A 26,383-nucleotide genomic window follows, 5' to 3' on the forward strand; every position below is an offset into this window, starting at 1 on the left:
ATGCCATTATCCGAGCGAAAAAATTCGGGCGCGCAGGTCGCATTGCCGCGGCCTGTCGAGCGTGCCTTGCACCGCCTTGGACAGGACATCTCGGCCGCGCGCCGTCTGCGCCGATTGAGCCAGGAAGACCTGGCGCTGCGTATCGGCACGTCACTGAGCACCATCAGGCGCATGGAGGATGGCCATCCCGGCACCGCCTTGCATACCTTCCTCCGCGCCTTGCATGTACTCGGCCGACTTGAGGCCGTGGAGAAGGTGATGGCGATGGAGAATGACGCGCTCGGAATGGAGTTGGTACGGGATCAATTGCCACAACGCGTACGGACAACCCGCGGCAGCAAGCCACGGGCTCGTCGTTCCGCTACGGACAAGGAGGACACCGCTGATCCTCCGGCCGATGAACTGGAGGGCTTCTGATGGCGACCAAGTCTTCCAAGCGCCAGGATCTCGAGGTGCATCTGGGCTCCAGGGGTTGCGGGAAGGCGCGAACCCGATTGCAGACATCCATCAGTTGTGGCGCCGCCTGGTCTTCAACTTTCTTATCTGCAATACCGATGACCATTTGCGGAACACCGGATTTCTGTATGACGCGCGCAACGATGGATGGCGTCTGTCACCCGCATTCGACCTGAATCCGATGCCCGGCGATCGTCGCGAGAGCAAGACATGGTTGACGGAGGATTCCGGGCCGATTGACAGCCGGGACATCCTGATGGAAGGCGCGCCTTATTTCAGATTGGATGCAGGCGAAGCTGCCGCGATCTGGGCCGAGGTGGCGCACGCAGTGGAAAGTTGGCGGACTGTGGCCAAGGGACTGGGCATGCGAGGTACTGATTTAGTGGATTTCGAGCCGGCGTTCGCATAGGGCCTGTACTGTCCAGATTCATCAACCAACAATGACACGCAATGCTCCGGAAGCCGTTGACGGCCGGCGCAGCCACGACCTATTCCCATATCGTGAAATTGCCCCGAATTTCTCCGATTTGGAATGGGAAAAACCGGGGTAGGGATGATCCTGCCGGACGGGCGCTTTTGCGCGGGACGTGACTCCTACGGATGGGGATGTCGAGGGTCGCGTAGTTACGAGTTTCTTTTCCTTCGCTGTGCGAGCGTATATGCTCCCCGGTAAAAGCATACGCAGGGAGAGATGCGCAATCTCATGACACCCTGCATGATCGGGGAAAAATCGTGACATTGAAGCAGCTCGAAGCGTTTTATTGGTCGGCCGTTCTTGGGAGTTTTTCACTGGCCGCCCAGCGTTTGCAGATGACGCAGTCGTCGGTTTCCAAGCGCATCGAAGAACTCGAGTCCTCTTTGAGCCGGCAACTCTTCGACCGTAGCGGCAAGCACGCCTTGCTGACCCGCGAGGGAGAACGGTTCCTGCCGCTCGCCAGCAATATGCTTGAACTCAGGGACCGGGCCATGACACTGCCCAGCGGGGACGTCCCTTTGACGGGAACCCTGCGCGTAGGTGTCAGCGAGATGATGGCGTTTGCGTGGTTCCCTGCATTCCTGCAGACGTTCGGACGCGAACACCCTGAACTCCGATGGGCGCCCCACGTGGGCGATCCCCATGAGCTTCAGCGCATGGTGTCCAAGGGGGAGCTGGACTTCGCGGTCACGCCCGGTCCTATTACCGATCTGGAGCTCAAGGTCAGCGTTGCCGCGACACTTGAGTTCAGTTGGGTCGCATCGCCCCGGCTGCTTGGCGATATCCGCTATCTTTCGCGCAAGGACCTGACTCGATACGTGGTCGTGGTCAAGGCGGAAAACAGCCGGATCTCAGGCCTGATGGCGAATCTTGGCGGGGAGGTGGGCTATGACGCGCAGCATACGCTCATCGGGCGCAGCCTGACGGCCGTTGTCGGTCTGGTGCTGTCGGGCGCCGGGATCGCGTGCCTCTCGCAAGCGTACACGAAGGTGTGGCGGGAGCAAGGGCTTCTCGTGAGCGTGGACTGCGAAGTGGCGGCGCCGAGGCTCGCCTATTTCTTCATCAAGCGCAAGGATGACCGACGCCATATCCTGGATCGCGTCTTCGCCCATTTCGCGCTGAACAAGGAGGCGGCCGAAACGCGTATCGACGCAAGGAACGCGCTGCCTGAAAACGTTTGAGGGGCTCCAACCCCCCGGGCGTGTTATCCCATTTCGGGGATTGGCGTGACGAGGCTGCCCGAAGTCAGGTAGGCCTCGATGTTCTGGCGCAGTAGCGTGCTGCTGAGTACCTGGACCTCCGGCGCATAAGCGGCCACATGCGGCGTAAGGATGACATTGTCCAAAGTACGCAGGGCTTCGGGGATCTCCGGTTCGGCTTCATAGACATCCAATGCGGCGCCGGCGATCGTGCCGGCGCGCAGCGCCTGGATGAGCGCGTCCGTGTCGACATTTCCGCCCCGTCCGACGTTGATGAGAAATCCCGACGGGCCCAAGGCCTTCAGGACGGCCTTGTCGATCATATGGTGAGTGGCCTGCCCGCCGGGAGCCGCCATGACCAGCACATCGGACCGCTTTGCCAACTCGGTCACGGATTTCACGTATTTCCAATCGACGCCGAACTTCAGGGTACGCGTGTGATACAGCACCTCCATATCGAAGGCGGCGGCGCGCCGGGCGATGCACGCGCCGACCTGGCCCAGGCCTACGATGCCCAGCGTCTTGCCCCCAGGCATGGGCCGGGGCCCGAGTGTCCCGCGCCACTGGCCTGCCTTGGCGGAGGCGTCGAACGCTGGAATGTTACGAAGCAGCGCCAGCATCAACGCCATGGTGTGATCGGCCACGCAAGCCGCGTTGACGCCCGCGCCGTGCGATACGAGTATGCCGCGCTCGCGCGCGGCCTCCAGGTCGACGTTCTCGTATCCTGTCCCGATGCAGGAAATCAGGCCGAGGTTGGGCAGTCCTTCGATCTCCCGCCGGGAGACGCCGTAGAAACCCGTCGTGACGACGACGCGGGCCCGCTGCCGATGGTCGGCCGACAGTCCGTCCAGGTCCAGGTCGGCGACCTCATAGTGCTCTCGCAATGCTTCCTGGAAATGGGGAAGGGGCGTCTTGAACAGGATGGGTTCTTTCATGGCGTTTGCGAGGTCAGGTTGGAATCGAATTTATTCTGCCGGCGCGAGATGCTGACCAGCGAGGCCAGGACCGCCGTCAGCGATCCCAGCAGCAGCGACGCCGAGGCGCCGGCCGCGCCCTGGAACGTTACCAGCATCAGGGTGGCGACGACGGCCCCCATGGACTGTCCGATCAGGCGCGCGGTGCCCAGCGTCCCGCTTGCCGTTCCGGACCGGTGCGGCGGCGCCGACGAAATCAGCAGGCGATTATTGGGAGACTGGAACAGCCCGAATCCCGCGCCGCACAGCATCATGCGGAGCGCGACCGTGTAGGGGCTGCTTGAGCTGTCGACGAGGCATAGCGCCGCCAGGCCGGCCGCCAGGAGAAACAAGCCCACGAAGCCGACCGATGCCAGCGAAAAACGGTTCACGAGCCGTCCTACGAACATCGACGCCAGGATCGTCATCGCGGGCCATGGCGTCATGACCAGGCCGATCAGGCCGACGTCGTACTTCGCGGCCAGCGCCAGCATGAAGGGAATGACGATGAAGGCCTGCATCTGGGCGCAGAACGCCATCATCGACACCAGGACCGACAGCCTGAACACGGGCTGCCGCAGCAGATCGACCGGCCATAGCGGATGCGTCTTCAGGCGCTCGCGGCGCATGTGGAATACCGCCACCAGGCTGCCCAAGGCGAGCTGGGGAAGCACCAGGCGGGCGTCCTCCCGGTGGGCCAGGCCGTTGGCGGCCGAGATGAACAGGCCGATGACCAACACGCTGCACACCGCCGCGGTGGCATCGTACTTGCGCGTCTGGCGGGCCGTATGCGGTATCGCATACATCCCGACGACAATCGCAACGATGCCGAACGGAATATTGATCGCGAAGAGAGCGTGCCAGTGCGAGAAGCTGAGCACCAAGGAAGCGATGGAGGGGCCCGCCGTCGCGGACACCGCCGCCACGACGGCGTTGATTGCGATGCCGCGGCCAAGCAGCCGGTAGGGATAGGTAAAGCGGATAACGGCGATGTTCACGCCGAGTATGCCGGCGGCGCCCAGGCCCTGGATGGCCCGCAGCACGCTGAGCGAGACGAGGGTGTCCACGAAGGCCAGGGCCGCCGAACTGAGCGTGAAGATCGCCAGCCCGGCCAGGTACACAAGCCGGTATCCGTAGATTTCCCCGAGCGACGCCAGGGGCAGCAGTCCGACGGCGAGGGTGAGCTGGTAGGCGCTGACGATCCAGATGGACTCGGCCGGCGTGGCATGCAGCACCTCGGCCATCCTGGGCAGCGCGACGCTCACCATGTTCGCCGCGAAGCCCGTCATGGTGACGGCCATGGCCATCGTAAGAATCGCCAGCAAGCGGCGCCTTGGTGGGATCCCGTCTACCCCGTTGGCGATCGACATCAACTTGTCTTGTCCAGGTGAAAAAGAGGACTGCTCGGGCACCCGTTCCGGTCAAGCGGCCTGGCGCTCGTCGATGACATGCGCGCAGCCTTGCTGCCATGCCGCGACGACGGCGTCTCCTACCTGGATCGCGCGCCGATCGCCGCCGGGGACGTCGTTCGGCCGGCTGGCCAGGAAGGGCGTCCCGTTGGGCAGCCGCATGTGGTAGTGCGTGGACTGCCCTCTGTACACGATCTGTTCGACCTGCGCCGCCATTGCATTGACAGGCAGGTCCGTGTTGGCGGCCGGCGCGGGGTTGACGGTGATCATCTCCGGCCGCAGCGATATGAAGCACTGGCGGTTGACCGCCGGGCTGCGGTCCACGCGTATCCGCAGCCCTCCGTCCAGCTCCAATACGGCGAAATCTCCTTCATGCGCGATGAACCTGGCCGCGAGAAGATTGGACGCGCCGACGAAACCCGCGACGAAGCGGCTGACCGGCTTGCTGTATACCTCGCTGGGCGTGCCGACCTGCTCCAGCTTGCCGCTCCGCATGATGACGATGCGATCGGCCATCGTCATCGCTTCCTCCTGGTCATGCGTGACGAGCACCGCCGTGGTGCCCAGCCGCTTCTGGATCTGGCGGATCTCCACTTGCATGTCCTCGCGCAGATTCTTGTCGAGGGCGCCCAGGGGCTCGTCCAGCAGAAGCAGCGAGGGTTCGATCACGAAGGCGCGCGCCAGCGCCACCCGCTGCTGCTGTCCGCCCGAAAGCGCGGAGGGATACCTGTCCGCGTAATCCTGCAACTGCACCATCTCCAGCGCCTTCTGCACCCTGGCCTTCGCCTCGGCGCTCTTCATGCCGCGCATCCGCAAGCCGAACGCCACGTTCTGGGCGATGGTCATATGCGGAAACAGGGCATAGTTCTGGAACAGCATGCCGATGTTTCGCCGGTGGACCGGCACGTTGGTCAGCCGGTGGCCGCCGATGAGGACTTCGCCGTTCGTCGGTTCGATGAGGCCCGCGATCATGCGCAGCGTGGTCGTTTTTCCGCAGCCGCTGGGGCCGAGGAAGGCGATCATCTCGCCGGCCTGTATGCGCAGCGTCACCTCGTCCACGGCGACGGTCTTGCCGTAGTGTTTGGTCAGGCCGTTGAGCGCCAGGTCCTGGGAAGTGGTCTCTTGCATGTTCACGCCCCGAAAACCTGGTTGAACTTGTCTATGATCGCGCTGCGCCGCGGGTTGATGTAGGCCCAATCCAGGTTGTGCAGCGTGTTGATCTTCTCGTCCGGATAGGGGACCAGCTTCGCCACCTTGTCGACCAGATCGATGCCCTTCACCGCCGGGGCCGCGTAGATGTATTCCGCCATGCCCTTCTGGAACTCATTGGAAAGGCTCATGTCGATGAAGGCCGCGCCGAGGTCGGGCTCGGGCGCGTTGTTCACCAGCGTCAGGCAGTTGATGCCGGCAAATGCTCCCTCCGTGGGGTTGCTGAACCTGACAGGCGCGCCCTGGGCCATATACGGGTAGATCGACTTGGAGAAATCCGGACCCGCCGCGATGGCCTGGCCCTGCGAAATCTGCAGCACGGCGGTGCCCGCGACTTCGTAGATCGTCTGTACATTGGGCTTCAGGGCGGTCATCTTGGCCCAGCCGGCGTCGAGCTCGTACTGGGCCTGCGCGATGGGTTTGCCGGTTGCCAGCGCGGCGGCGGCGACCAGCAGGGTGACGCTCATGGACAGCTTCGGCGTGGTCATCATGAACTGGCCCTTGAGCTCGTCGGACCACAGGTCGGCGAAGCTGTTGATGGGGCTGCCCAGTGTCGGGTTGTACCAGGGCGCGATCGCCGACACGGAGAACGCGGTGCCGTAGGCGTCGTTCAGGACGTAGCGCGGGAAGACGTTGGCCAGGTTCGGGATCTTGTCCTTGGGCAACTGGGCGATGAGTTTCTCGTCCTTGGCGATGGGGATGCCCAGGTCGTCCATCATCATTACCGAGTATTGGGGATTGTCGCGCTGGGTGCGCATCACGGCGATGTTGGCCAGCGTGGCGCTCTCGGTCTGCAGGACCTTGCAGCCATACTTCTTCTCGAACGCCGGGATGATGTACTTGCGGACGTATTCCGCCTGCGGTCCCGTGTACGTGCTGATGCGCAGCACCTTGTTCTGCGCCCAGGCATTACGGATCGCAAAGGCAGGGAGGGCCAGCGCCGTGCCGGCCAGCAGGAGTTTGCGGCGGCTTTTGGACGCGGCGGCCGCGGTGGTGGCTTGTTTCATCGATATTCCCCTTGTTGAAGTGTGCTCCAGGCCTCGGGCGCTGGTCGTGTTCCCGGGCCCCGGCCCGGGAACATGGATGCCGGATCTAGACGCCCATCGCCTTCCGCAGTCCGACGATGCGTTCGAGGCCGATGACGGCGACGACGCCCGTGACGATCATCAGCGTGGACATGGCGGAGATGGACGGGTCGAAGATCTTGCTCATGCTTTGATGCAGATAGATGGGCAGCGGTACGGTCGCCGAATCCGACAGCCACATGGAAATCGGATAATCGTCGAAGGAAATCATGAACGCGAACAGCGACCCGGCGGCCACCCCGGGCATGATCTGAGGCAGCGTGACCAGGAAGAAGACCCGGATGGGGCTGGCGCCCAGCGTGGCGGCGGCGTCCTCGAGCGACGCGTTGACCTGCTTCAGGCTGGCTGAGACCGTCCGCACCATGTAAGGCAGGGTGATCATCAGGTGCCCGATGAAGAGGTTGACCGCGGAGTTGTACATCTGCGCCGTCGAGAAGAACTGCAGAAGCGCCACGCCCGTGATCAGCACCGGCAGCATCATGGGCGACAGCAGCAGCGATTCGATTGCCGAAGCCATCGGGACCTTCCATCGCGCCAGGGAAAACGCCGCGGGCAGGCCCAGCAGGATCGCGCACACCGTCGAGGCGAGCGCCAGCACGACGCTCGTCAGGAAGGCATGGCGGAACTCCTCGTTGCCCAGGACGGAATGGAACCAGGCGAAAGTGAATCCCTTGGGCGGAAAGATGGCGAAGCTGGCCTCGGACACGGACAGCGCGACCACGATGGCCAGCGGCAGGACGATGAACGCCAGGATCAGCAGGGTGACGCCGTAGACGAGGCGGCCGCCGGGACCGGCAAGCTGTTCGGTATTCATTTGTTCCTCCCGTTTCCGGCGTTCATGGCGTTGACCCGCCGGTCCACAAGACGATTGATCGCCAGGTTGACCGTGACGGAGATCAGGACCATGACGACGGCGATCGCGCCGCCCATGGACCAGTCGTAGACGGTGGTCATCTGCTGTTCCAGCAGGTTGCCCAGCATGGCGCCGGTCCGGCCGCCGATCATGGCCGGGGTGATGTACGACGCGGCGGTCAGGGAGAAAACGATCCCCAGCCCGGCGGCCAGCCCGGGGAAGGTGAGGGGGAAGGTGATCAGGCGGAAGGCGCCCCACGACGATGCCCCCAGCATGCGCGCCGCCTGCGTGATGGACGGATCGATGCGGGCCAGCGAGCCGGCGATGGGAAGGACCATCAACGGAAGAAAGACATGGACGGAGGCGATGATGACGGCCGTTTCCGAGTACAGCAGCTTGATGACGATCGATTTCAGCCCCATGTCGGCGAGCAGCCAGTTGATGGCGCCCGTCCGGTTGTTTCCGAGCAGGATCTGCCAGCCATAGGTGCGAACCAGGACGCTGACCAGCAGGGGCATGACCACCAGGACGATGACCAGCCGGCTGAACTTCGGGTTTCCGTGGGCGATGACGATGGCCAGCGGGTAGGCGAGGACGGCGGTCGCCACCGAGGTGATCAGCGCGATACGCAGCGTGCGGAGGATCACTTGCTGGTAGGTGGGCTCGGTGAGCAGGCGCATGTAGGAGGACAGGTGCAGCGGAAAACCCATGCCCCCGCCGGTCTGCGGCGTCATGAAGCTGTAGGCCAGCAGCACGAGCGATGGCAGGACCAGGAAAGCGGTCAGGAAGGCCACCGCGGGAAGGAGCAGTGCTCCGCCGACGACAGGGCGTTTCACCCGCGGCGTCCTGGTGGCTTCGTAGGGCACGGTAACGACGGTCATCAGGCGGCCTCAGTCGGCGAACTGGGTGAACGGGACGATCTCGCCGCCGCCTTTCTCCACGGTCTCGCGGACCGTCCTGGCGATGGTCAGGGCGCCCGGGGTGTCGCTGTGCACCAGCACGCATTTGGCGTCGACCTTGATCCGCTTTCCAGAGAGGGTCGTGATGCTGCCGTCGTCGAGGAATTGCGTGATGCGGGCGCGGACTTCTTCCAGGTCGGTCACCAGCGCCTTGGGATGCTTGCGGGTGATCAGGTGGCAATCGTCGTCGTAGTTGCGGTCGGCGAAGATCTTGCCGACCGTGCGCAGTCCTATCTTCCGGGCGTATGACAGGCCGTACGTGTTGACCGAGCCGGCCACCATCAGTTCGGGATCGAAAGCCTTGAACACGTCGAGCATCAGCTCGACATAGGCATGGTTGGCCTTGGACATGGCGCCCAGCGCGCCGTGGGAATTGGCGTGCGTGACCTTGTACCCGCCGACCTTGGCGATCGCGGACAGCGCGCCCAACTGATACAGGGCATGCTTCTGCATGTCCTCGGGCTTGATGTCCATGGCGACGCGGCCGAAGCCCAGCAGGTCCGGCAAGCCGACGTGCGCGCCGACGGCCACGCCGTTCTGTTTGGCCATCTCGACCGTCCGGGTCATGATGATGGCGTCGCCGGCGTGGAAGCCACACGCCACGTTGGCGGAGGAAATGACTTTCATCAGCTCCTCGTCGTCTCCGCCTTTCCAACGGCCGTAACCCTCTCCGAGGTCGGAGTTCAAGTCGATCTTCATTGTTTGACCCTTTGCGTGTTAGCCCCGAGGGGCGGGGAAGAAACTGGACAGTGGGGTTCCGATGCCGGCCAGGCCACTTGCGCGGCCCCGCGCTTCTTTCATCGCATGCGCTGGCTTCCTGCCGGGACGCGGCCGTAGCGGGCTTGCTCGCGCAGACCGGTGAGATAGTCCTCGACTTCGGCCTGGGCCCGCCGCGCCTCGGCAATGCCGCACATGCGAAATCGCAGGCGGGCGCCGGGCCGCGCCTGGGCAATGCGCCACAGGTCGGCGTCGATGACGAAACCGATCTTGGGATAGCCTCCCGCGGAATTCCCGTCGGCCAGTTGCACGATAGGCTGGCCGGAGGGCGGCACCTGGACCACGCCCGGCACGATGGGGTGGGAACGCATTTCCCCGTGCACCTTGCGCTGGAGAGCGGGGCCTGACAGGCGATAGCCCATGCGGTCGCTTTGCGTGCTGACGGTCCAGGTGGCGTTTTCGAAGGCGGCCTGGGAGGCCTCGTCGAACAGGTCGTACTCGGCCGCGCGCATGACGCGAAGGCAGATATCCTTGTCGTTCGGCGTATCGACCGCGGCGCCGTCCGGGTCCGACTTCAGCACGTCCGCAGGCGCGCGGGCGCCGAAGCCCGCGCTCGACCGGCAGGACGCCGCGCCGGCGCCGACAGGCAGGACGTCGCCCTTCTGCAGGCTGCGGCCGCGGTGTCCGCCGAAGCCGTAGCGCAAGGCCGTCGAGCGCGAACCCAGCACCTCGGGCACGTCGATTCCGCCTTGGACGGCGAGATAGCAGCGCGCGCCCCGCAGCGGCGGCAGCATGTGCAGCTCATCGCCGGGATGGACCTCACGCACCCACCAGGGCGGCAGCCGCTTGCCGTTGATTTCGGCGCGGCTGTCGGCGCCGGTCAACGCAATCAGCGTGCGCTGGGTGAAGCGCATGGAGACCGGGAACATCTGGATTTCAAGCACCGCTTCCTGCGGGGCATTCCCGAGCAGCGCGTTGGCGCCCATCATGGCCAGGGTGTCCAGCGCCCCGGCGCGGGCAATCCCCAGGCCGCGCTTGCCGGGACGGCCCAGGTCCTGGACGCTGTTCAGGGGCAGTGTCTTCAGGATCTCTATCATGCCTCGACCCTTTCCACGCGGAAGATGATGCGGTCGCCCATGTCGAGCAGGTTGGGCGGTTCCCGCGACAGGTCGAAGGGGACGGGGACATTGGGCGCATGGCCGATCGCATGCCATCCCGTCGGATGGGTTGCCGGTCCGTTTTCCTGGCGCGGGCCGCCCAGGTTGGATTGGGCGCCGCCTATCGAAACCAGGCCGCCGGTCGGACGCATGACAGGCGTCTTGCGGCGCGGCGTGAACAGGCGGGGAGGCAGGCCGAACAGATATCCGAAGCCGGGACCGGTGCCCGGGGCGAACACCACGTATTCCGACGCGGCATGCAAGTGCGCGATTTCCTCGGGCGTCATCTTGTGGAAGCTGGCCAGATCCGGCATGTCCATGCCCAGCTCGCCGCCGTAGATCACGGGGACTTCCATCGTCCGCCCCTCGCGCTGCTTGACCGGCGTGGCGTTCCAGCGCGCGAGCAGCTCCTGCGGCGCCTGTTCCAGGTCCATGGACGCGATGTCGTACATGACGAGCAGGTTGTTCATGCCGGGCTGTACGTCGATGACGTCCTCCCGGTCCCGCATCTCGTCGGCCAGCGCCCAGATGCGGCGCTGGGTGTCCAGGGACAGCGGGCCTTCCGCATCGAGCAGCACGGCGCCGGTGCCGCACAGCGTCGCGCGGGGCGCGGCCAGGTTGATGACGCCTTCGTTCATGCGGCCACCTCCATCGCCGCCGTCTCAGGACAAGCGCGGCACGGCGGCCGCGATGCGGTCGGCCGCCGCCGATAGCTTGTCGTCCGAGGTCGCGATGGAAAGGCGGATGTACGGAGACAGTCCATAGGCCGCGCCGTTGACCACGGCCACGCGGGCGTCCTCCAGCAGGAAGTCGGCCACGTCCTTGTCCGTCTCGATCCGCGCGCCGCCGGGCGTCTTTTTCCCAAGCAACGCCTTGCAGTCCACGAACAGGTAGAAGGCTCCCTCGGGGCTTTGGCAGTCGAGGCCGGGGATGGCGTTGATGCGTTCCACCATCAGGTCGCGCCGCCTTCTGAAAACCTCCGCGCGTTCAGGGAGGAAGTCTTGCGGACCCGTCAGGGCGACGATGGCGCCGGCCAGGCTGAAGGAGCAAAGACTGCCGATGCTTTGCGACTGGACCAGTTTCATGGCGTCGATCAGCGGAGCAGGGCCGCCCACGAAGCCGATGCGCCAGCCGGTCATCGCATATCCCTTCGATACGCCGTTCAGCGTCAGTATCCTGGGCGCGAGGTCGGGGGCCACCTTGGCCAGGCTGTGGAATGTGCGGCCGTCGAAAATGATGTGCTCGTAGATCTCATCCATCATGACGAGGATCTGCGGGTGCTCACGCAGCACCGCGGCCAACTGTTCGAGCTCGGTTTCCGAATACACCGCGCCGCTGGGATTGTTGGGCGAGTTCATGACCAGCCAGCGGGTCCGCGGCGTGATCGCGCTGCGCAGCAGGCCGGGCGTGAGTTTGTATTGGGTTTCCCAGCCGCAGGGGACCACCACGCTGGCGCCGCCCGCGAGCGTGGTCATGTCCGTGTAGGACACCCAATGCGGCGCGGGGACGATGACCTCGTCGCCGGCATCCAGGGTCGCCAGGAGCGCCATATAGACGGCGCTCTTGGCGCCGGGCGTGGCCATCACCTCGTTGCGGGTGAACGTCAACCCGTTGTCCCGGCTGAACTTCGTAATGATCGCGTCTTTCAGTTCCGGCGTGCCGCCGACACCCGTGTAGTGCGTCTGTCCTTCATTGAGCGCCGCGATGGCCGCATCCACGATGTGCCTGGGCGTATCGAAGTCGGGTTCTCCCGATGCCAGGCTGATAATGTCCACGCCCTGGTTGATCAACGCGCGCGCCTTGGCGGACGCGCGTTCCGAGGCGGAGGCATCCACTGAAGCCAAGCGATCCGAAGCGTACTTCATATCAATGATCCAGTTCCCTGAGAGCGTTGTCGATCATTTGCCGGGCGCCGATTTCGCATGATCAATCAATCCGAAATCGTGTACCGCTGGACAAAATTCTATGGGTATCGAACAACAGGGGAAAGGATGCCGGCCGGCCTGTTCATGCGGGGATGATGTCGCGTCCTGGTGCTTGTTTTGACGCATCTGGAGCGTGGTCGAAGCGGTGCACCAATTTATGCACCAAACGGCGGCGAGGGGCTGTACGGAGGCGTGCAGTAAATAAACGATCCGTGGCCAATCGGGTGCGCGCACGCACGGTATCGGTTTATGAAACGCAATGTAAATCCGAAAATCTATCGATTAATAGCATCCCACGGATGCTTCGCGACTTTCCTGAATGGAATCGATTGAGAATAAGGAATGTCCATGAGCGCTGGCTATTGTCGTTCGGGGAATGCATGGCGTCATGGCGATATTCTTCAGATATAGAGATTCTCCAGCCCCGGTCCAACTGGACCCGGATACTTCAGCGCTTCCACGAACGCGGCAAACGCCGGCGAGGGTTGGCGACCTTTCGGGTAGCACAGGTGGAATCCCTGGAAATAAGGACTCCAATCGGCGAGCGCCGCTTCCAGCCGTCCGTCGGCCAGGTAAGGCGCTGCCAGTTCCTCGGGCACGTAGGCCAGGCCAAAGCCGTCCACGGCCGCATCGAGGGCGTGCGCGATGCGGTTGAAAACAAGCTGCCCTGCGGTCTCGATGGTGAAGGGCTTGCCGTCCTTCTCGAACTCCCATGCGTGGATGGGATCGGCGGGCCGAGGCCGGAGGTTGATGCAACGATGCCGGATCAGCTCGTCGGGTGTTTCCGGCACTGAATGGCGCGCGAAGTACGCGGGCGATCCCACTACCGCCAGGCGCCAGTCCGGTCCGATGCGAACGGCGATCATGCCCTTGCCGGTGGATGCCCCCATGCGTATGCCGGCGTCGAACGGCTCTTCGACGGCGTCGGCGCATCCATCGTCCACATCCTCGTCCACGTAGAGTTCCAGCGTGATCTCCGGATAGTCTTCCAGGAACTTCGCCAGCTTGGGCCGTATGCATAGTTCGATCTGCTCGTCCGTGCAGGTCACGCGGATGACGCCCCGGGGCTTGTCGCGCGCCGCTTCCGCGGCTTCCTCGTTCGTGGCGATGCGATCGAAAAGCGGCGCGATGGCGTGCATCAGCCGCGCTCCTGTCGCAGTGAGCGTCACGCTGCGGGGCGTGCGAACCAGCAGGTGCACGCCCAGCCTTCCTTCCAGCGCGCGCATGGTGTTGCTCAAGTCGGATGGCGCGAGGCCCAGCTTCGCGGCGGCCTTGGTAAAGCTCTGCTCGCGGGCGACGGCCAGGAAGGCTCGAAGGTCGTTGACTTTGGCCACAGGCTCACCTCGATAGGAATTTTGTATGAGTGAGCGAATGCCGGAACAAGTTTCAACCGGCAGGCGGTGTTCACCAGGCAGGCGATGCCATTTGGCCCGTGGAAGCGGCGCCTACCGGTCCATTACAGAACTCACCAACCCGCCAGCACGATCTTGCCGATAGCCCGTCCGCTCTCCAGCAGCTCATGCGCCGCCCGCAGGTTCTGCGCATTGATCGTCCCCAATGTCTGCGTGCGGGTGGTCACGATCTTTCCTTGATCGGCAAGCCGGGCGGCCTCGCGCAGGATTTCCTGCTGGCGGGCGATGTCGGCCGTGCCCAGCAACGGCCGGGTGAACATGAATTCCCAGTGGATCGACAGGCTCTTGCTTTTCAGCGGAACGATGTCGAGCGACGCCGGATCGTCGATCAAGGCGATGCGCCCCTGCGGCGCGATCAGTTGCGCGATGTCGGGCAGATAACGGTCGGTGTGGGTGGTCGAGAAGACGAAGGCCGGCGATCCCAGCCCCAGGGCCTCGACCTGAGGGGCCAAGGGCTGCCGGTGGTCGATGACGTGATGGGCGCCTATCTTCTTCACCCACTCCACCGTCTCCGCCCGCGAGGCGGTGGCGATGACGGCCAGGCCGGTCAAGGCCCGCGCCAGTTGGATCGTCATGGAGCCGACGCCGCCCGCCCCGCCGATCACCACGATGGCATTGGCCGCGCCCGCGACCGCTTGCTCCACCCGCAGGCGGTCGAACAGCGTCTCCCATGCGGTGAGCGTGGTCAGCGGCAGCGCGGCGGCATCTTCAATACCGAGCGTGCGCGGAACGTGGGCGGCAATGCGCGCATCCACCGCCTGCAATTCGGCATAGGAGCCGGGGCGGTTGATCGCGCCCGCGTAGAACACCTGGTCGCCCGGCTTGAAGCCCGCGACGCGCTCGCCCACCGCGCGCACACGCCCCACGGCGTCCCATCCGAGGATGCGCCAGGAACCGGCGGCCGGCCGCGCGGAGGCACGCACCTTCGTATCGGCCGGGTTGACGGCGATGGCCTGCACCTCGACCAGCAGGTCCTGTTCGCCGTATTCCGGCGTGGGCAGGTCCAGATCCACCAGGCTCTGCGGGTCGGAAGCAGGCAGCGGCTGATTGAAGCCTATAGCTTTCATGACGGACTCCTTTGTTTGAAAACCCATGTTTGAAAACCCATGCCCGTCATTCTTGGCTATATTGGCGGATAGCGGAAGAACGCACATATTCTGCATATAGTGTCGAAAAAGGTACTGTCATGGGCCGCGTCCCTCATCAAACGTTTACCTGCGCCGTCGGCTGCTCGGTCGAAGCCACGCTCGACCTGATCGGCGGCAAATGGAAAGGCGTCATCCTCTACCGCCTGCTCACCGAACGGGTGCTGCGGTTCAATGAGCTGCGCCGCCTGCTGCCCAACATCACGCAACGCATGCTGACCAACCAGCTCCGGGAGCTGGAAGGCGACGGACTCATCGCCCGCAAGGTCTATCCCGAGGTGCCGCCCAAGGTGGAGTACCGGCTGACGAACCATGGGCAGACGCTGGCGCCCGTCATACACGCGCTGAAAGCATGGGGAGACGCCCATATACAGAGCAAGGCCGGGAAGGGCGGTATGGCGGCGAAGGCGTAGCGCCCCCCGCGCGATGATAAAGCGCGTTGGTTCGCGGGGTTTCCCTTGTTTCGCCTGACTGAAACCCTGTGCGAACTGTCATCGTGGAAAACCGCCCCGACGCGGGCGGCATGATAGGCACGGCTTATCCGAATTCGCTGTACGCCGGGCCGCCTTACTTCCCGAACACGCCCCTGTCCCGCCAGCGTGCGATAGCGCTGGCGTCGAGCCAGCCGGCCAGGGCTTGCGCCGCCGTCGCCGGGCTGCCCGCCTCGGGCGGGGTCGGGGCGGCGGCCGGGGTGCGGCTGAAGCGGGGCGCGGGGGAGGGCTGGACCACGCCGTCGACGTCGACGAAGCTGGCGCGCGTCTGCAGATGCGGGTGTTGCGGCGCCTCGTCGAAGGACAGCACGGGCGCGAAACAGACGTCGGTGCCTTCCAGTTCGGCGCGCCAGTCCGCCAGCGTCCGCGACTTGAACGCCCTGGCGAATGCCGCTTTCGCCTTGGGCCAATCGGCCGGGTCGTCCTGGTCGCCGAGTTCGGCCGGGTCCAGGCCGAGGCGGGCGACGAGCTCGTCATAAAAACGCTTTTCGATCGGACCGATGGAAAGATACCGGCCGTCCTTGCATTCGTAGACATCGTAGAACGGCGCGCCGGAGTCCAGTATGTTGCTGCCGCGTTCCGGCCGCCACAGACCCGCCGCGTGCAAGCCGTAGAACGCGGTGGCGAGGTTGATGGCGCCATCGACGATGGCGGCGTCGACGACCTGCCCCTCGCCGCCGGCGCGCGCTTCGATGATGGCCGCGAGGATGCCCATCGCCATGAACGTCGCGCCGCCGCCGAAGTCGCCCAGTAGCGCCAGCGGCACGCTCGGCGGCTGGTCCTTGCGCCCGATGGCGCCGAGCGCCCCGGACAGCGCGATGTAGTTGATGTCGTGGCCGGCGGCGCTCGCCAGCGGGCCCGTCTGGCCCCACCCGGTCATGCGGCCATAGACCAGCTTCGGGTTGCGCGCCAGGCAGGTATCGGGACCCAGGCCGAGGCGTTCGGTCACGCCGGGACGGAAGCCCTCGATCAGCGCATCGGCGCCGTCCAGCAGCTCGAGCACCAGTTCGACGGCGGCCGGATCCTTCAGGTCGAGCGCGATGGCCTTGCGGCTGCGCGCCAGCAGGTTGTACTTGAGGGGGCGCTTCACGCCGAGATCGACCGCCTCCGGCCGTTCGATGCGCAGCACGGTGGCGCCCATGTCGGCCAGCAGCATGGCCGCCATCGGTCCCGGGCCGATGCCGGCCAGTTCGATCACCTTCAGGCCGCGCAGCGGGCCGGTGCGTGTGTTGGCCTCCTTCATCGCGCGATTTCCACGGCCATCGCGGTGGCTTCGCCGCCGCCGAGACACAGCGCCGCCACGCCCCGGCGCTGGCCGCGTTGGCGCAGCGCGTGGATCAGCGACACCAGGATCCGCGCGCCCGTCGCGCCCACGGGATGCCCGAGCGCGCACGCGCCGCCGTTGACGTTGACCCTGTCTTGCGGCAAGCCGAGGTCGCGCATGGCGATCATCGTCACCACGGCGAAGGCTTCGTTGATCTCGTAGAGGTCGACGTCGTCCTTGGTCCAGCCGGCCTTCTCGAGCACACGGCGTATCGCGCCGACCGGCGCATAGGTGAACTCGGCCGGTTGCTGCGCATGGGTCGCCAGGCCGGCAAAGCGCGCGAGGACGGGAGCGCCGCGGCGCCTGGCCTCGGATTCCCGCATCAGCACGAGCGCGGCAGCTCCGTCCGATATCGACGAGGCATTGCCGGCCGTTACCGTGCCGTCCTTGCGGAAGACCGGTTTCAGCGTGGCGAGCCGGTCCGGGTCGCAGCGCGCCGGGGTCTCGTCGTCGGCCATCATGGTCTCGCCGCCGCGCGATTTCAGCGGCACCGCCGCGATCTCCTCGCGAAACCGTCCCGCCGCGACGGCCGACTGCGCGCGCAGCACGCTTTCCCGCGCGAAGGCGTCCTGTTCGGCGCGGCCGAAGCCGCAAGCCTCCGCCGCCACGTCGGCGTAGTGGCCCATGAGCTTGCCCTCGTAGGCATCCTCCAGGCCGTCGCGGTACATGTGGTCGAGCACCGCGCCGTGGCCGAGGCGATAGCCGCGGCGCATGCGCGGGATGAGATGCGGGGCGTTGCTCATCGACTCCATGCCGCCCGCGACCGCGACGGCGCACGTCCCCGCCAGCAGCAGGTCGTGCGCGAGCATGGCGGCTTTCATGCCGGAGCCGCACATCTTGCTGATCGTCGTGGCCGGCGTCGCCGGTGGCAGGCCGGCGCCCAGCACGGCCTGCCGCGCCGGGGCCTGGCCGAGATCGGCGAACAGGCAGCAGCCCATGATGACCTCGTCCACCTCGGCGGGCGCCACGCCGGCCTGCGCGACCGCCGCCCGGATGGCGAAGGCGCCCAGTTCCGGCGTGCGGTACGGGGCCAGCGCGCCCTCGAAAGCGCCTATCGGCGTCCGCTTGGCGCCGACGACGACGATGGGATCGTTCTGCTTCATGGTGTCTCCACGGTAAGTGGCATAATCGTGGCCAACAAGCAGCACGGCGTCCAATACCCGTTGCAGACCGCGCGATACGCGCGGTGTATTGGCGGACCCCATTCCGGCGGCCGGGCAGGCGACGGCCGCCTCCATTCCCCACCCATCCTCCTTCGAAATCATGGAGCTTCGGCAACTCAAGCAGGCCATCGTCCTGGCCGAAACCCTCAATTTCCATCGCGCGGCCGAGCGGCTGCACATGGCGCAGCCGCCCTTGTCGACCTCCATCAAGAAGCTGGAGGACGAACTGGGCGCCGCGTTGTTCGAGCGCCTTCCATCGGGACTGCGGCTGACGCCGGCCGGCGAGGCCCTGGTGCGCAACGCGCGCCGCGTGATGTTCTATACCGACGAGATCCGGCGTGCGGTGCGGGAAGGGGAGTCGGGCGAGCAGGGCCAGTTGAAGGTGGGCTTCGTCGGCTCGGCCAGCTACTCCCTGCTGCCGCTGATCGTGCGGCATTTTCGCCGCCGCTACCCGCGCGTGGATCTCGTCATCGAGGAATCGACCACGGTGGAATTGCTCAGGCGGCTGGAGAACCACGAGCTCGACGTGGCCCTGGTGCGCTTTCCCGTGCTGGTGCCCACCGAAGTGACGCTGATGGAGTTGCAGAAGGACATCCTGATGCTGGCCGTCAGCGCGGATTCCCCGCTGGCCGAGCGCGACAGCGTCAGCCTGCGCGAAGTCGCCGACCAGCCGTTCATCGTCTATTCGCGCACGCTGGTCCCGACCATGCATGCGCTGACCATGTACGTGTTCGAGGAAGCCGGCATCCACCCGCGCATCGCGCAGGAGGCGGTGCAGGTGCAGACCTTGCTGAGCCTGGTGGAAAGCGGCCTGGGCGTGGCGCTGGTGCCGGGCCTGGCCACGCGCTACGCCGGTTCCGGCGTCAGGCTGCTGCACCTGGACGCGCCGTCCTCGGCCATCAACGTCGCCATCGCGCTGGCGGCCATGCCCGATGCCCTGCGGCCCGCCGCGCGCAACTTCATCGAACTGGCGCACGAGGCGGTGGCGGGGACCGCCGCGTCCACGGCCGAGCCGCGGCGGTAGGGCGGTCTACTCCACGGGGATATTGGCGCTCTTGACGATTTCCCGCGTCGCCTGGATCTCCTTCACCTGGAAGTCGCGGAACTGCGCCGGCGTCGTGACGAAGACGACGCCGCCCAGGTTTTCGATGAAGCTGCTTCCTTCGGGACTCGTCATCCGCGCTCGCACCAGCGCCGACACCTTGTCGACGATGGCCGCCGGCGTATGCGCCGGGAAGAACACGCCGGTCCAGGCGGAGGCTTCGAAACCGGGCGTGCCGCTTTCCGAGATGGTCGGCGTATCGGGCAGCTCCTTCAGGCGGACGTCGCTCGCCACCCCCAGTGCCCGCAGCTTGCCGCCGCGGATCAGGGGCAGGACGGAGCTTATCTCCGCCATGGTGTAGTCGACGCTGCCCATGGCCGTATCGTTGATGGCCGGCGCCGTCCCCTTGTACTGGATGGGGGTCGCCTTCATGCCGTTGCGGGAGTGCAGGCGCTCGATCGCCACCTGATAGGTCTGCGTGCCGCTGCCGTAATTGAGCTTGCCGGGCGCCTGCTTCGCCGCGCTCGCCAGATCGCCCAGGGTCTTGTACGGCGAGTTGGCCGACACCACCAGCACCATCGGAAAGCGGGCAATGCTCGAAACCGGGGCGAAGTCCTTGACCGGGTCATAGGGCAGGTGCTTGAACACAGCCGCGTTGGTGACCATGGGCGAATTGCTGGCGACGAACATCGTGTAGCCGTCCGGCGCCGCCTCGGCCACGGCCCGGGCGGCGATGAAGCTGTTGGCGCCGGGACGGTTCTCCACCACGAAGGCCTGGCCGAGTTCCTGCGCCAGGTATTTCGAGATGAAGCGCGCCGTCGTGTCGGCGCCGCTGCCGGGCGGCAGCGAGACGATCACCTTGACGGGATGGTCGGGATAGGCGGCGTGCGCCGCGGACAGGCCGGCCATGGCGCAGGCCAGGGCCGGCAGGATGTGTCTCCATCGGATCATGGGTGTCTCCTCATGTGGTATCCGCTATTTCGCTATCGTTTTCGTTATTGTCATGGGCGCCGAGGTGCGCGCTATTCGGGCTGCACGCCGGCGGCCGTGGCGGCTTGCCGCCAGCGGGCGATTTCCGCTTGCAGATACGCCGAGAACTGCTCCGGCGTGGACGATTCCAGGGTCACCCCCTGGGCGGAAAACTGGCGGTCGAGACCTGGATCGCGGGCCGCCTTCGCCAGGGCGGCATTGAAAGCCGTCACCACCTCGCGCGGCGTCGCCGCGGGCAAGAGCACGCCGTGCCAGGTCGGCGCGACGAAGCCGGGCATCACGCTGCCGTCCAGCGTGGGCACGCCGGGCAGCGCCGCCAGGGGCTCCTTGCTGGCCAGGGCCAACGCTCTTACCCGTCCGTCCTTGATGAAGGGCAAAGACGAATTGACCGCGTCCAGCATGAACTGGGTGCGGCCGCCGATCAGGTCGGTCATGGCGGGCGCCGTGCCCTTGTACGGCACGTGCACGGCCTGGGCCTGGTTGGCCTGCAGGAACAGCGCCACCACGAGATGCGTGATGTTGCCGACGCCGCCCGTGCCGTAGCTGAGCTGGTTCGGATGCGATTTCAGGTAGGCGACGAATTCCTGGATCGTCTTGACCGGCAGGTCCCGGTTCACCATGAGCACGGTGGGGATGGTCGCCGCCAGGCCGACCGGCGCGAAATCCTTGACGGGATCGTAGGGCAGCTTCCGGTACAGCGCTGGACTGATGGCGAAGCCGGAGGAGTGGTAAAGCGCCGTATAGCCGTCGGGCGCGGCGCGGGCCACGAACTCGCAGGCGATGTTGCCGCTGGCCCCGGTATGATTCTCGACGATGATGGATTGCCCGAGCTGCTGCGACATCTTCGCCGCCAGCGCCCGCGCCACCACGTCGGTGGGACCGCCGGCCGCATAGGGCAGTATCAGGCGGATGGGCTTGGCGGGCCAGCCCGGAGAGGGGCTGGCGTGGGCCGCCAGCGGCAGTGCCATGGCCCCGAGCGCGGGCAGGGTCTTCAGGATTCGGCGCCGTTCGTGGTTCATTCAGTCTCCTTTATCGTTGTCGTGCCGTATTCGGACCGGACTCGGCTCGGACGGCTATCTGGTCAGGCGTTGCAAGGCGTTGCCGAGCGCGGTTTCATGCTCGGTCGTGTGATGCGACAGGGCCTGGAAGGCGGCGGACAGCTCCAGCAAGGTGTCTAGGCGCGTGTGCTGCCCCTCGCGCAGCAGGCGCTTCGTCATGCGCAAGGCGGGGCCGGAATTCACGGCGATGCGGCGCGCCAGGTCCAGCGCCGCGGGCATCAACTCGTCATCCTTGGCGATCTTCGACACCAGTCCCCATGCCAGCGCCTGCCGGGCATCGATGGGTTCCCCGGTGAACGACATCTCGCAGGCGCGCGACATGCCCACGGCGCGGGGCAGCAGCCACGCCCCGCCATCTCCCGCCGTGAGCCCCAGCTTGACGAAGCTCTCGGCGAACACCGCGCGCTCGCCGGCGATGCGGATATCGCACATGCACGCCAGGTCGTTGCCCGCGCCATGGGCCGGCCCGTTCACGGCGGCAATGGTGGGGACTTCGAGGTTGTACAGCGCCAGCGGAATGCGCTGGATGCCGTCGCGATAGGCATGGCGGCTTTTCACCGGCTCGCCGAGGCCAGAGCCGACCGTGTCCCGCAAGGTCTTCAGGTTGCCCCCTGACGAGAAGGCCGGTCCGGCGCCCGTCAGGATCACCGCGCGCACCGAGAGATCGGCATTCACGTCTTCGCAGAACCCGACGAATGCGCCGGCGACGTCGTCGTCCGACAGGGCGTTGCGCGTCTCCGGGCGATTCATCGTGGCGATGACGACGGCGCCGTCGCGCTCGATCCGCAGGAAATCACTCATGTCCGGTTTTCCTCGATTCAGTAGGACTTGGGCAGGCCCAGCACTTTCTCCGCGATGAAGCAGAGGATCAGGTGCGGGCTGATCGGCGCGATGCGCGGCACGTAGGATTCGCGCAGATAGCGCTCGACGTGATACTCCTTGGCGTAGCCGTAGCCGCCATGCGTCATCACGGCCGTCTGGCAGGCCTTGTGGCAGGCTTCGGCGGCCAGGTACTTGGCCGCGTTGGCCTGCGCGCCGCAGCTCTTGCCGAGATCGAACAGGCTGGCGGCGTTGAGCACCATCAGGTTGGCCGCCTCCAGTTCCATCCAGCACTCGGCCAGCGGATGCTGGATGCCCTGGTTCTGGCCGATCTGGCGGTCGAACACCACGCGCTCCTTCGCGTACCGGGTGGCGCGTTGCAGCGCGACGCGTCCGAGCCCCACGGCCTCGGCGGCCACGAGGATGCGCTCGGCGTTCATGCCATGCAGGATGTAGTGAAAGCCCTTGCCTTCCTCGTCGATGCGGTCCTCGGCGGGCACCTTCAGGTTGTCGATGAACACCTGGTTGGTGTCGACGGCCTTGCGGCCCATCTTGTCTATCTCGCGCGTTTCCACATGGCCGCGGTCCAGGTCCGTGTAGAACAGGGTGAGGCCGTCGGTCTTCTTCCCGACCTGGTCGATCGGCGTGGTGCGCGCCAGTATCAGCATCTTCTCGACGCTGCTTGCCGTCGAAATGAAGGTCTTGGCGCCATTGAGGACATAGTGGTCGCCTTGGCGGTCGGCGCGCAGCTTCAGCCGCGTGGTGTTCAGGCCCGCATCGGGTTCGGTCACCGCGAAGCAGGCCCGCTCCTTGCCCGCGATCAGCGGCGGCAGCATGCGGCGTTTCTGCGCCTCCGAGCCGAACGTCACCACGGGACTCAGGCCGAAGATATTCATGTGGACCGCCGAGGCGCCGCTCATGCCGGCCCCCGATTCGGCGATGGCCTGCATCATGACCGCCGCCTCGGCGATGCCCAGGCCCGATCCGCCATATTCCTCCGGAATCGCGATGCCCAGCCAGCCGGCGTCGGCCAATGCCTTGTGGAAGTCGTAAGGGAAGCCGCCGGCGCTATCCTTCTCCAGCCAGTACTGGGCGTCGAAGCCCTCGCAAATCCTGAGAATGGCGTCCCGGATTTCCTGTAGTTGTGGTGTCAGTTCGAACATCTCTTTTCTGTCTCCCGGAGTGGCCTTGCGCGGCGCCGCGTGTCCCGGCTGGCGTCAGCCAGGCTTGTCGAGCACCGTCACGCCCTGTTCCACCAGCGCGGCGATCTCCTCTTCGCCATAGCCGGCTTCGCGCAGGACCTGGTCGCTGTGCTGGCCGAAGCGCGGCGCATGGCTCCTGAACGCCGGCTGGGTGCGCGACCACGTCGATCCCACGGCCATCTGGCGCACCCTGCCTTCGCTCGGATGGTCGACCTCCTGGAAGAAGCCCACCGCGTTCAGGTGCGGGTCCTCGATCAGCGATTCCATCGTGTTCATCGGCATGACGGGAATGTCGGCCTCTTCGAGCAGGACCAGCCATTCGGCCGTCGTGCGCGTGGCCATCACCTCGGCCACCATCCGGTACAGCTCGCGGATGTTCTCGGTGCGCTTGCTTATGGTCGAGAAGCGCGGGTCCTGCTCCATCAGTTCCGGCCGACCGATCAAGGTAAAGAAGGTCTTCCACTGCTTGTCGTTGTAGACGAGCACGCAGACGTGGCCGTCGCGGGTCCGGTAGGGCTTGCGGAATTCGTTGAGCAGGCGGCTGTAGCCGGGCGGGGAGAGGGGCGGTTCGAAGGTGTAGCCCATCATGTGGTCGCTCAGCACGAAGGCGGCCATGGTTTCGAACATCGGGATGTCGATGCGCTGGCCCTCGCCGGTGCGCTCGCGGTGAAACAGGGCGGCCGACACCGCGTTGGCGACGTTCAGGCCCATGATGCGGTCGACCATGGCCAGCGGCGCGTAGCGCGGCACGTCCGAGCCGGCCCGCATCGTCAGGGCCGGGATGCCGACGGCCCCCTGGATCAGGTCGTCGTAGGCCGGCTTGGACGCGTAGGGCCCGGTCTGCCCGTAGCCGTAGGCGCCGACATAGACGATGCCCGGATTGACCGCGGCCAGCGTTTCGTAGTCCAGGCCCAGGCGCGCCATCGCCTGCGGGCGGACGTTGTAGATGAAGACGTCGGCCGACTCCACCAGCTTGAGCAGGGCCGTCTTGCCCTCGGGATGCTTCAGGTCGAGCACGATGTCGCGCTTGTTGCGATTGCAGTGGAGGAAAAGCCCCGACATGCCCTCGTGGCGGGCCGGTCCGATGGAACGGACGTTGTCCCCGGCCGGGGGTTCGACCTTGATGACATCCGCGCCCAGGTCACCCAGGATCTGGGTGGCGTAGGGTCCCATCAGCACCGTCGTCATGTCGACAATGCGAACCCCGGTTAGCGGTCCGCTCATTGGACTGCCCTTCTGTCGCTGCGCGGCCTCCTCCCCAAGGGAGGATTCGCGTTTGGGGCGGCCCGGCACGTGCATGCAATCACCTCGATGTGTCCCCGATCGAACGAGGACCCATGCTACGGATTGCCGAAACGCCTGGATAATACTTTGTGCATGTTGCGCGATATGCGCCGTGTATCGCGCGGGACGGGCCCGCCCCGGCGTTACTCCTCCTGCGCCAGGAAGCCGCCGCTCTGATGGCGCCACAGGCGCGCGTAGACGCCGTTCATGGCCAACAGCGCCGCGTGGTTGCCTTCCTCGATGACGCGGCCCTCGTCCATGACGATGAGCCGGTCCATGGCGGCGATGGTGGAGAGTCGGTGGGCGATGGCGATCACGGTCTTTCCTTCCATGACCTCGTTGAGGCTTTCCTGGATGGCCGCCTCGACCTCGGAATCCAGGGCGCTGGTGGCCTCGTCCAGAAGCAGGATGGGCGCGTTCTTCAGCATGACGCGCGCAATGGCGATCCGCTGGCGCTGGCCGCCCGAGAGCTTGATGCCGCGTTCTCCTACCAGGGTGTCGTAGCCCCGGTTGCCGTGCTGGTCGCTCAGTTGCCGGATGAAATCGTCGGCTTGCGCGCGGACGGCCGCGGCCCGGATGTCGGCGTCGCTGGCATCGGGGCGTCCGTAGGCGATGTTGTCGCGGATCGAGCGGTGCAGCAGCGAGGTGTCCTGGGTGACCATGCCGATGGCGCCGCGCAGGCTGTCCTGCGTCACCAGGGCGATATCCTGCCCGTCGATGCGGATCTGGCCGCTGTCCAGGTCGTGGAAACGCAGCAGCAGGTTGATGAGCGTGGACTTGCCGGCGCCGGAGCGGCCGACCAGGCCGATCTTCTCGCCGGGCCGCACGGTCAGGCTCAGTCCGTCCAGCACCTGGCGTTCGCCGCCGTAGTTGAAGGACACCCGGTCGAATTCGACCTCGCCGCGCGTGACCGCCAGGGGAAGCGCGCCGGGGACGTCCTGCACCTTGGGGACATGGGTAAGCGTGGCGATGCCGTCCTGCACGGTGCCGATGTTCTCGAACAGCGAGGCCATCTGCCACATGATCCAGTGCGACATGCCGTTGACCCGCAGCGCCATGGCCGTGACGGCGGCCACGGCGCCGACGCCGACCTCGCCGCCATGCCACAGCCACAGGGCATAGCCGCCCGCCGAGAAGATCAGCGCCGCCACCAGGGCCTGGTTGACGATCTCGAATTGGCTGACCAGGCGCATCTGGCGATAGCCCGTTTCCTTGAAGTCCTCCATCGCGGCCCGGGCGAACCTGGCTTCGCGCCTGGTATGGGAAAACAGCTTGACGGTGGTGATGTTGGCGTAGGCGTCGGTCACCCGGCCGGTCATCGAGGAACGGGCATGGGCTTGTTCCTGCCCGACCTTGCCCAGGCGCGGCACGAAATACCGCATGGCCAGCGCGTACAGCGCTATCCAGCCGATGAAGGGCAGCGTCAGCCGCCGGTCGAAGCCGCCCGCCAGGGCGATGATGGTGAAGAAGTAGACGCCGATGCCGAGCACGATTTCGCTGAAGGTCAGCAGCACGTCGCGCACCGCCAGCGCGGTCTGCATGACCTTGGTGGTGACGCGGCCGGCGAACTCGTCGGAGAAGAAGGACAGGCTTTGCCGCAGCATCAACCGGTGGAAATCCCAGCGCAGCCGCAGCGGCAGGTTGATGGCCAGTATCTGGTGCTGCGCCATGGTGCGCAAGGCCACCAGTCCTATGCTGACGAACAGCACGATGGCGATGCCCCACAACACCTGCTGCACATGCGGCGACGCGGGTTCGCCGATATGCCATGTCGACAGCAGGTCCACCACCTGTCCCAGAAATGCGAAGAGCCAGGCTTCGTAGATCGACACCGTCGCGCTGAGGACGGACAGCATGGCGATGTAGCGGCGCGAACCGCGCGTGCAGGCCCATAGGAATGGGAATACCCCTTTCGGCGGCAGCGGCGCGTCTTCGGGGGGAAAGGGATCGAGTAAACCTTCAAACCTGCGAAACAAGCTGGACTCCACGACTGGATTCGACGCCCCCGGGGCCTATGTGCCTGGCAAGGCATGCGGCTTCAGGGGTGTTGGAACGA

25 protein-coding genes are annotated in these 26,383 nt (G+C 65.7%); 5 read left to right on the forward strand and 20 right to left on the reverse strand.

All coding sequences use genetic code 11. The annotated features are described in order from the left end of the window. The 3 genes from CAL29_RS01910 (at position 1) to CAL29_RS01920 (ending at position 2,112) form a co-directional block, all read left to right on the forward strand. Positions 1-417 (forward strand): helix-turn-helix domain-containing protein, encoded by a 417-nt coding sequence (locus tag CAL29_RS01910; RefSeq protein ID WP_094851313.1) that lies wholly within the window; start codon positions 1-3, stop codon positions 415-417. Next, the gene (locus CAL29_RS01915; RefSeq protein WP_256977131.1) at positions 398-865 is read left to right on the forward strand and encodes a HipA domain-containing protein; all 468 of its coding nucleotides are present in this window, start codon (positions 398-400) and stop codon (positions 863-865) included. Before CAL29_RS01910 ends, CAL29_RS01915 begins: the two co-directional genes overlap by 20 nt. Before the next feature lie 323 nt (positions 866-1,188). Next, positions 1,189-2,112: a LysR family transcriptional regulator gene (locus CAL29_RS01920; RefSeq protein WP_094851314.1), complete on the forward strand. Its 924-nt coding sequence runs from the start codon at positions 1,189-1,191 to the stop codon at positions 2,110-2,112. Between the two features lie 23 nt (positions 2,113-2,135). Here CAL29_RS01920 and CAL29_RS01925 read toward each other — a convergent pair whose 3' ends face one another. The 12 genes from CAL29_RS01925 to CAL29_RS01980 all read right to left on the reverse strand — a co-directional run bounded on the left by CAL29_RS01925 (position 2,136) and on the right by CAL29_RS01980 (position 14,876). Next, complete coding sequence (locus CAL29_RS01925; protein ID WP_094851315.1) at positions 2,136-3,065, reverse strand: 2-hydroxyacid dehydrogenase; 930 nt, start codon at positions 3,063-3,065, stop codon at positions 2,136-2,138. Further along, complete coding sequence (locus tag CAL29_RS01930) at positions 3,062-4,408, reverse strand: MFS transporter (protein WP_179283875.1); 1,347 nt, start codon at positions 4,406-4,408, stop codon at positions 3,062-3,064. Before CAL29_RS01930 ends, CAL29_RS01925 begins: the two co-directional genes overlap by 4 nt. A gap of 96 nt (positions 4,409-4,504) precedes the next feature. Further along, a complete protein-coding gene (locus tag CAL29_RS01935; protein ID WP_094851317.1) occupies positions 4,505-5,620 on the reverse strand; it encodes an ABC transporter ATP-binding protein in 1,116 nt (371 codons plus the stop codon). Positions 5,621-5,622: 2 nt separating this feature from the next. Beyond that, positions 5,623-6,708 carry an extracellular solute-binding protein gene (locus tag CAL29_RS01940; protein WP_094851318.1) on the reverse strand — a complete coding sequence of 362 codons (1,086 nt, stop codon included), beginning with the start codon at positions 6,706-6,708 and terminating at the stop codon, positions 5,623-5,625. A gap of 85 nt (positions 6,709-6,793) precedes the next feature. Next, positions 6,794-7,600 carry an ABC transporter permease gene (locus tag CAL29_RS01945; RefSeq protein ID WP_094851319.1) on the reverse strand — a complete coding sequence of 269 codons (807 nt, stop codon included), beginning with the start codon at positions 7,598-7,600 and terminating at the stop codon, positions 6,794-6,796. Then, positions 7,597-8,520 (reverse strand): ABC transporter permease, encoded by a 924-nt coding sequence (locus CAL29_RS01950; RefSeq protein ID WP_094851320.1) that lies wholly within the window; start codon positions 8,518-8,520, stop codon positions 7,597-7,599. The genes CAL29_RS01945 and CAL29_RS01950 overlap by 4 nt, the downstream gene beginning before the upstream one ends. Before the next feature lie 9 nt (positions 8,521-8,529). After that, positions 8,530-9,297 carry a LamB/YcsF family protein gene (locus CAL29_RS01955; protein ID WP_094851321.1) on the reverse strand — a complete coding sequence of 256 codons (768 nt, stop codon included), beginning with the start codon at positions 9,295-9,297 and terminating at the stop codon, positions 8,530-8,532. 98 nt (positions 9,298-9,395) lie between these two features. Beyond that, positions 9,396-10,412: a 5-oxoprolinase subunit C family protein gene (locus CAL29_RS01960; protein WP_094851322.1), complete on the reverse strand. Its 1,017-nt coding sequence runs from the start codon at positions 10,410-10,412 to the stop codon at positions 9,396-9,398. Then, positions 10,409-11,110: a 5-oxoprolinase subunit PxpB gene (gene pxpB / locus CAL29_RS01965; protein ID WP_094851323.1), complete on the reverse strand. Its 702-nt coding sequence runs from the start codon at positions 11,108-11,110 to the stop codon at positions 10,409-10,411. The genes CAL29_RS01960 and pxpB overlap by 4 nt, the downstream gene beginning before the upstream one ends. Positions 11,111-11,134: 24 nt before the next feature. Next, positions 11,135-12,337 (reverse strand): pyridoxal phosphate-dependent aminotransferase, encoded by a 1,203-nt coding sequence (locus CAL29_RS01970; protein ID WP_094851324.1) that lies wholly within the window; start codon positions 12,335-12,337, stop codon positions 11,135-11,137. A 461-nt stretch (positions 12,338-12,798) separates the two neighbouring features. After that, positions 12,799-13,731, reverse strand: a complete 933-nt coding sequence (locus tag CAL29_RS01975; protein ID WP_094851325.1) for a LysR family transcriptional regulator — start codon at positions 13,729-13,731, stop codon at positions 12,799-12,801. Between the two features lie 131 nt (positions 13,732-13,862). Then, the gene (locus CAL29_RS01980) at positions 13,863-14,876 is read right to left on the reverse strand and encodes a zinc-binding alcohol dehydrogenase family protein (RefSeq protein ID WP_094851326.1); all 1,014 of its coding nucleotides are present in this window, start codon (positions 14,874-14,876) and stop codon (positions 13,863-13,865) included. Positions 14,877-14,995: 119 nt separating this feature from the next. Here CAL29_RS01980 and CAL29_RS01985 point away from each other — a divergent pair, with 119 nt between their 5' ends. After that, positions 14,996-15,367 carry a winged helix-turn-helix transcriptional regulator gene (locus CAL29_RS01985; RefSeq protein WP_094851327.1) on the forward strand — a complete coding sequence of 124 codons (372 nt, stop codon included), beginning with the start codon at positions 14,996-14,998 and terminating at the stop codon, positions 15,365-15,367. Positions 15,368-15,521: 154 nt separating this feature from the next. Here CAL29_RS01985 and CAL29_RS01990 read toward each other — a convergent pair whose 3' ends face one another. Together CAL29_RS01990 and CAL29_RS01995 are read right to left on the reverse strand one after the other, a co-directional pair. Then, the gene (locus CAL29_RS01990; RefSeq protein ID WP_094851328.1) at positions 15,522-16,688 is read right to left on the reverse strand and encodes a CaiB/BaiF CoA transferase family protein; all 1,167 of its coding nucleotides are present in this window, start codon (positions 16,686-16,688) and stop codon (positions 15,522-15,524) included. Then, positions 16,685-17,872, reverse strand: coding sequence for an acetyl-CoA C-acyltransferase (locus CAL29_RS01995; protein WP_094851329.1), 1,188 nt, complete (start codon positions 17,870-17,872; stop codon positions 16,685-16,687). Before CAL29_RS01995 ends, CAL29_RS01990 begins: the two co-directional genes overlap by 4 nt. Before the next feature lie 160 nt (positions 17,873-18,032). Here CAL29_RS01995 and CAL29_RS02000 point away from each other — a divergent pair, with 160 nt between their 5' ends. After that, complete coding sequence (locus CAL29_RS02000) at positions 18,033-18,956, forward strand: LysR family transcriptional regulator (protein ID WP_094852648.1); 924 nt, start codon at positions 18,033-18,035, stop codon at positions 18,954-18,956. A gap of 6 nt (positions 18,957-18,962) precedes the next feature. Here CAL29_RS02000 and CAL29_RS02005 read toward each other — a convergent pair whose 3' ends face one another. From CAL29_RS02005 to CAL29_RS02030, 6 genes are all read right to left on the reverse strand, one after another. Further along, on the reverse strand, positions 18,963-19,925 hold the full coding sequence (locus tag CAL29_RS02005; RefSeq protein ID WP_094851330.1) for a Bug family tripartite tricarboxylate transporter substrate binding protein: 963 nt from the start codon (positions 19,923-19,925) through the stop codon (positions 18,963-18,965). Between the two features lie 71 nt (positions 19,926-19,996). Beyond that, the gene (locus CAL29_RS02010; protein WP_094851331.1) at positions 19,997-20,983 is read right to left on the reverse strand and encodes a Bug family tripartite tricarboxylate transporter substrate binding protein; all 987 of its coding nucleotides are present in this window, start codon (positions 20,981-20,983) and stop codon (positions 19,997-19,999) included. Positions 20,984-21,037: 54 nt separating this feature from the next. Beyond that, entirely contained in the window at positions 21,038-21,823 is a 786-nt protein-coding gene (locus CAL29_RS02015; protein WP_094851332.1) for a crotonase/enoyl-CoA hydratase family protein, read from the reverse strand. 17 nt (positions 21,824-21,840) lie between these two features. Further along, positions 21,841-23,004 carry an acyl-CoA dehydrogenase family protein gene (locus CAL29_RS02020; RefSeq protein WP_094851333.1) on the reverse strand — a complete coding sequence of 388 codons (1,164 nt, stop codon included), beginning with the start codon at positions 23,002-23,004 and terminating at the stop codon, positions 21,841-21,843. Between the two features lie 54 nt (positions 23,005-23,058). Beyond that, positions 23,059-24,267 (reverse strand): CaiB/BaiF CoA transferase family protein, encoded by a 1,209-nt coding sequence (locus CAL29_RS02025; RefSeq protein ID WP_094851334.1) that lies wholly within the window; start codon positions 24,265-24,267, stop codon positions 23,059-23,061. Positions 24,268-24,470: 203 nt separating this feature from the next. After that, entirely contained in the window at positions 24,471-26,303 is a 1,833-nt protein-coding gene (locus CAL29_RS02030; protein WP_094851335.1) for an ABC transporter ATP-binding protein, read from the reverse strand. Positions 26,304-26,383: the final 80 nt, after the last annotated feature.

It is taken from the genome of Bordetella genomosp. 10 (genome assembly GCF_002261225.1).
GTDB lineage: Bacteria > Pseudomonadota > Gammaproteobacteria > Burkholderiales > Burkholderiaceae_B > Bordetella_C.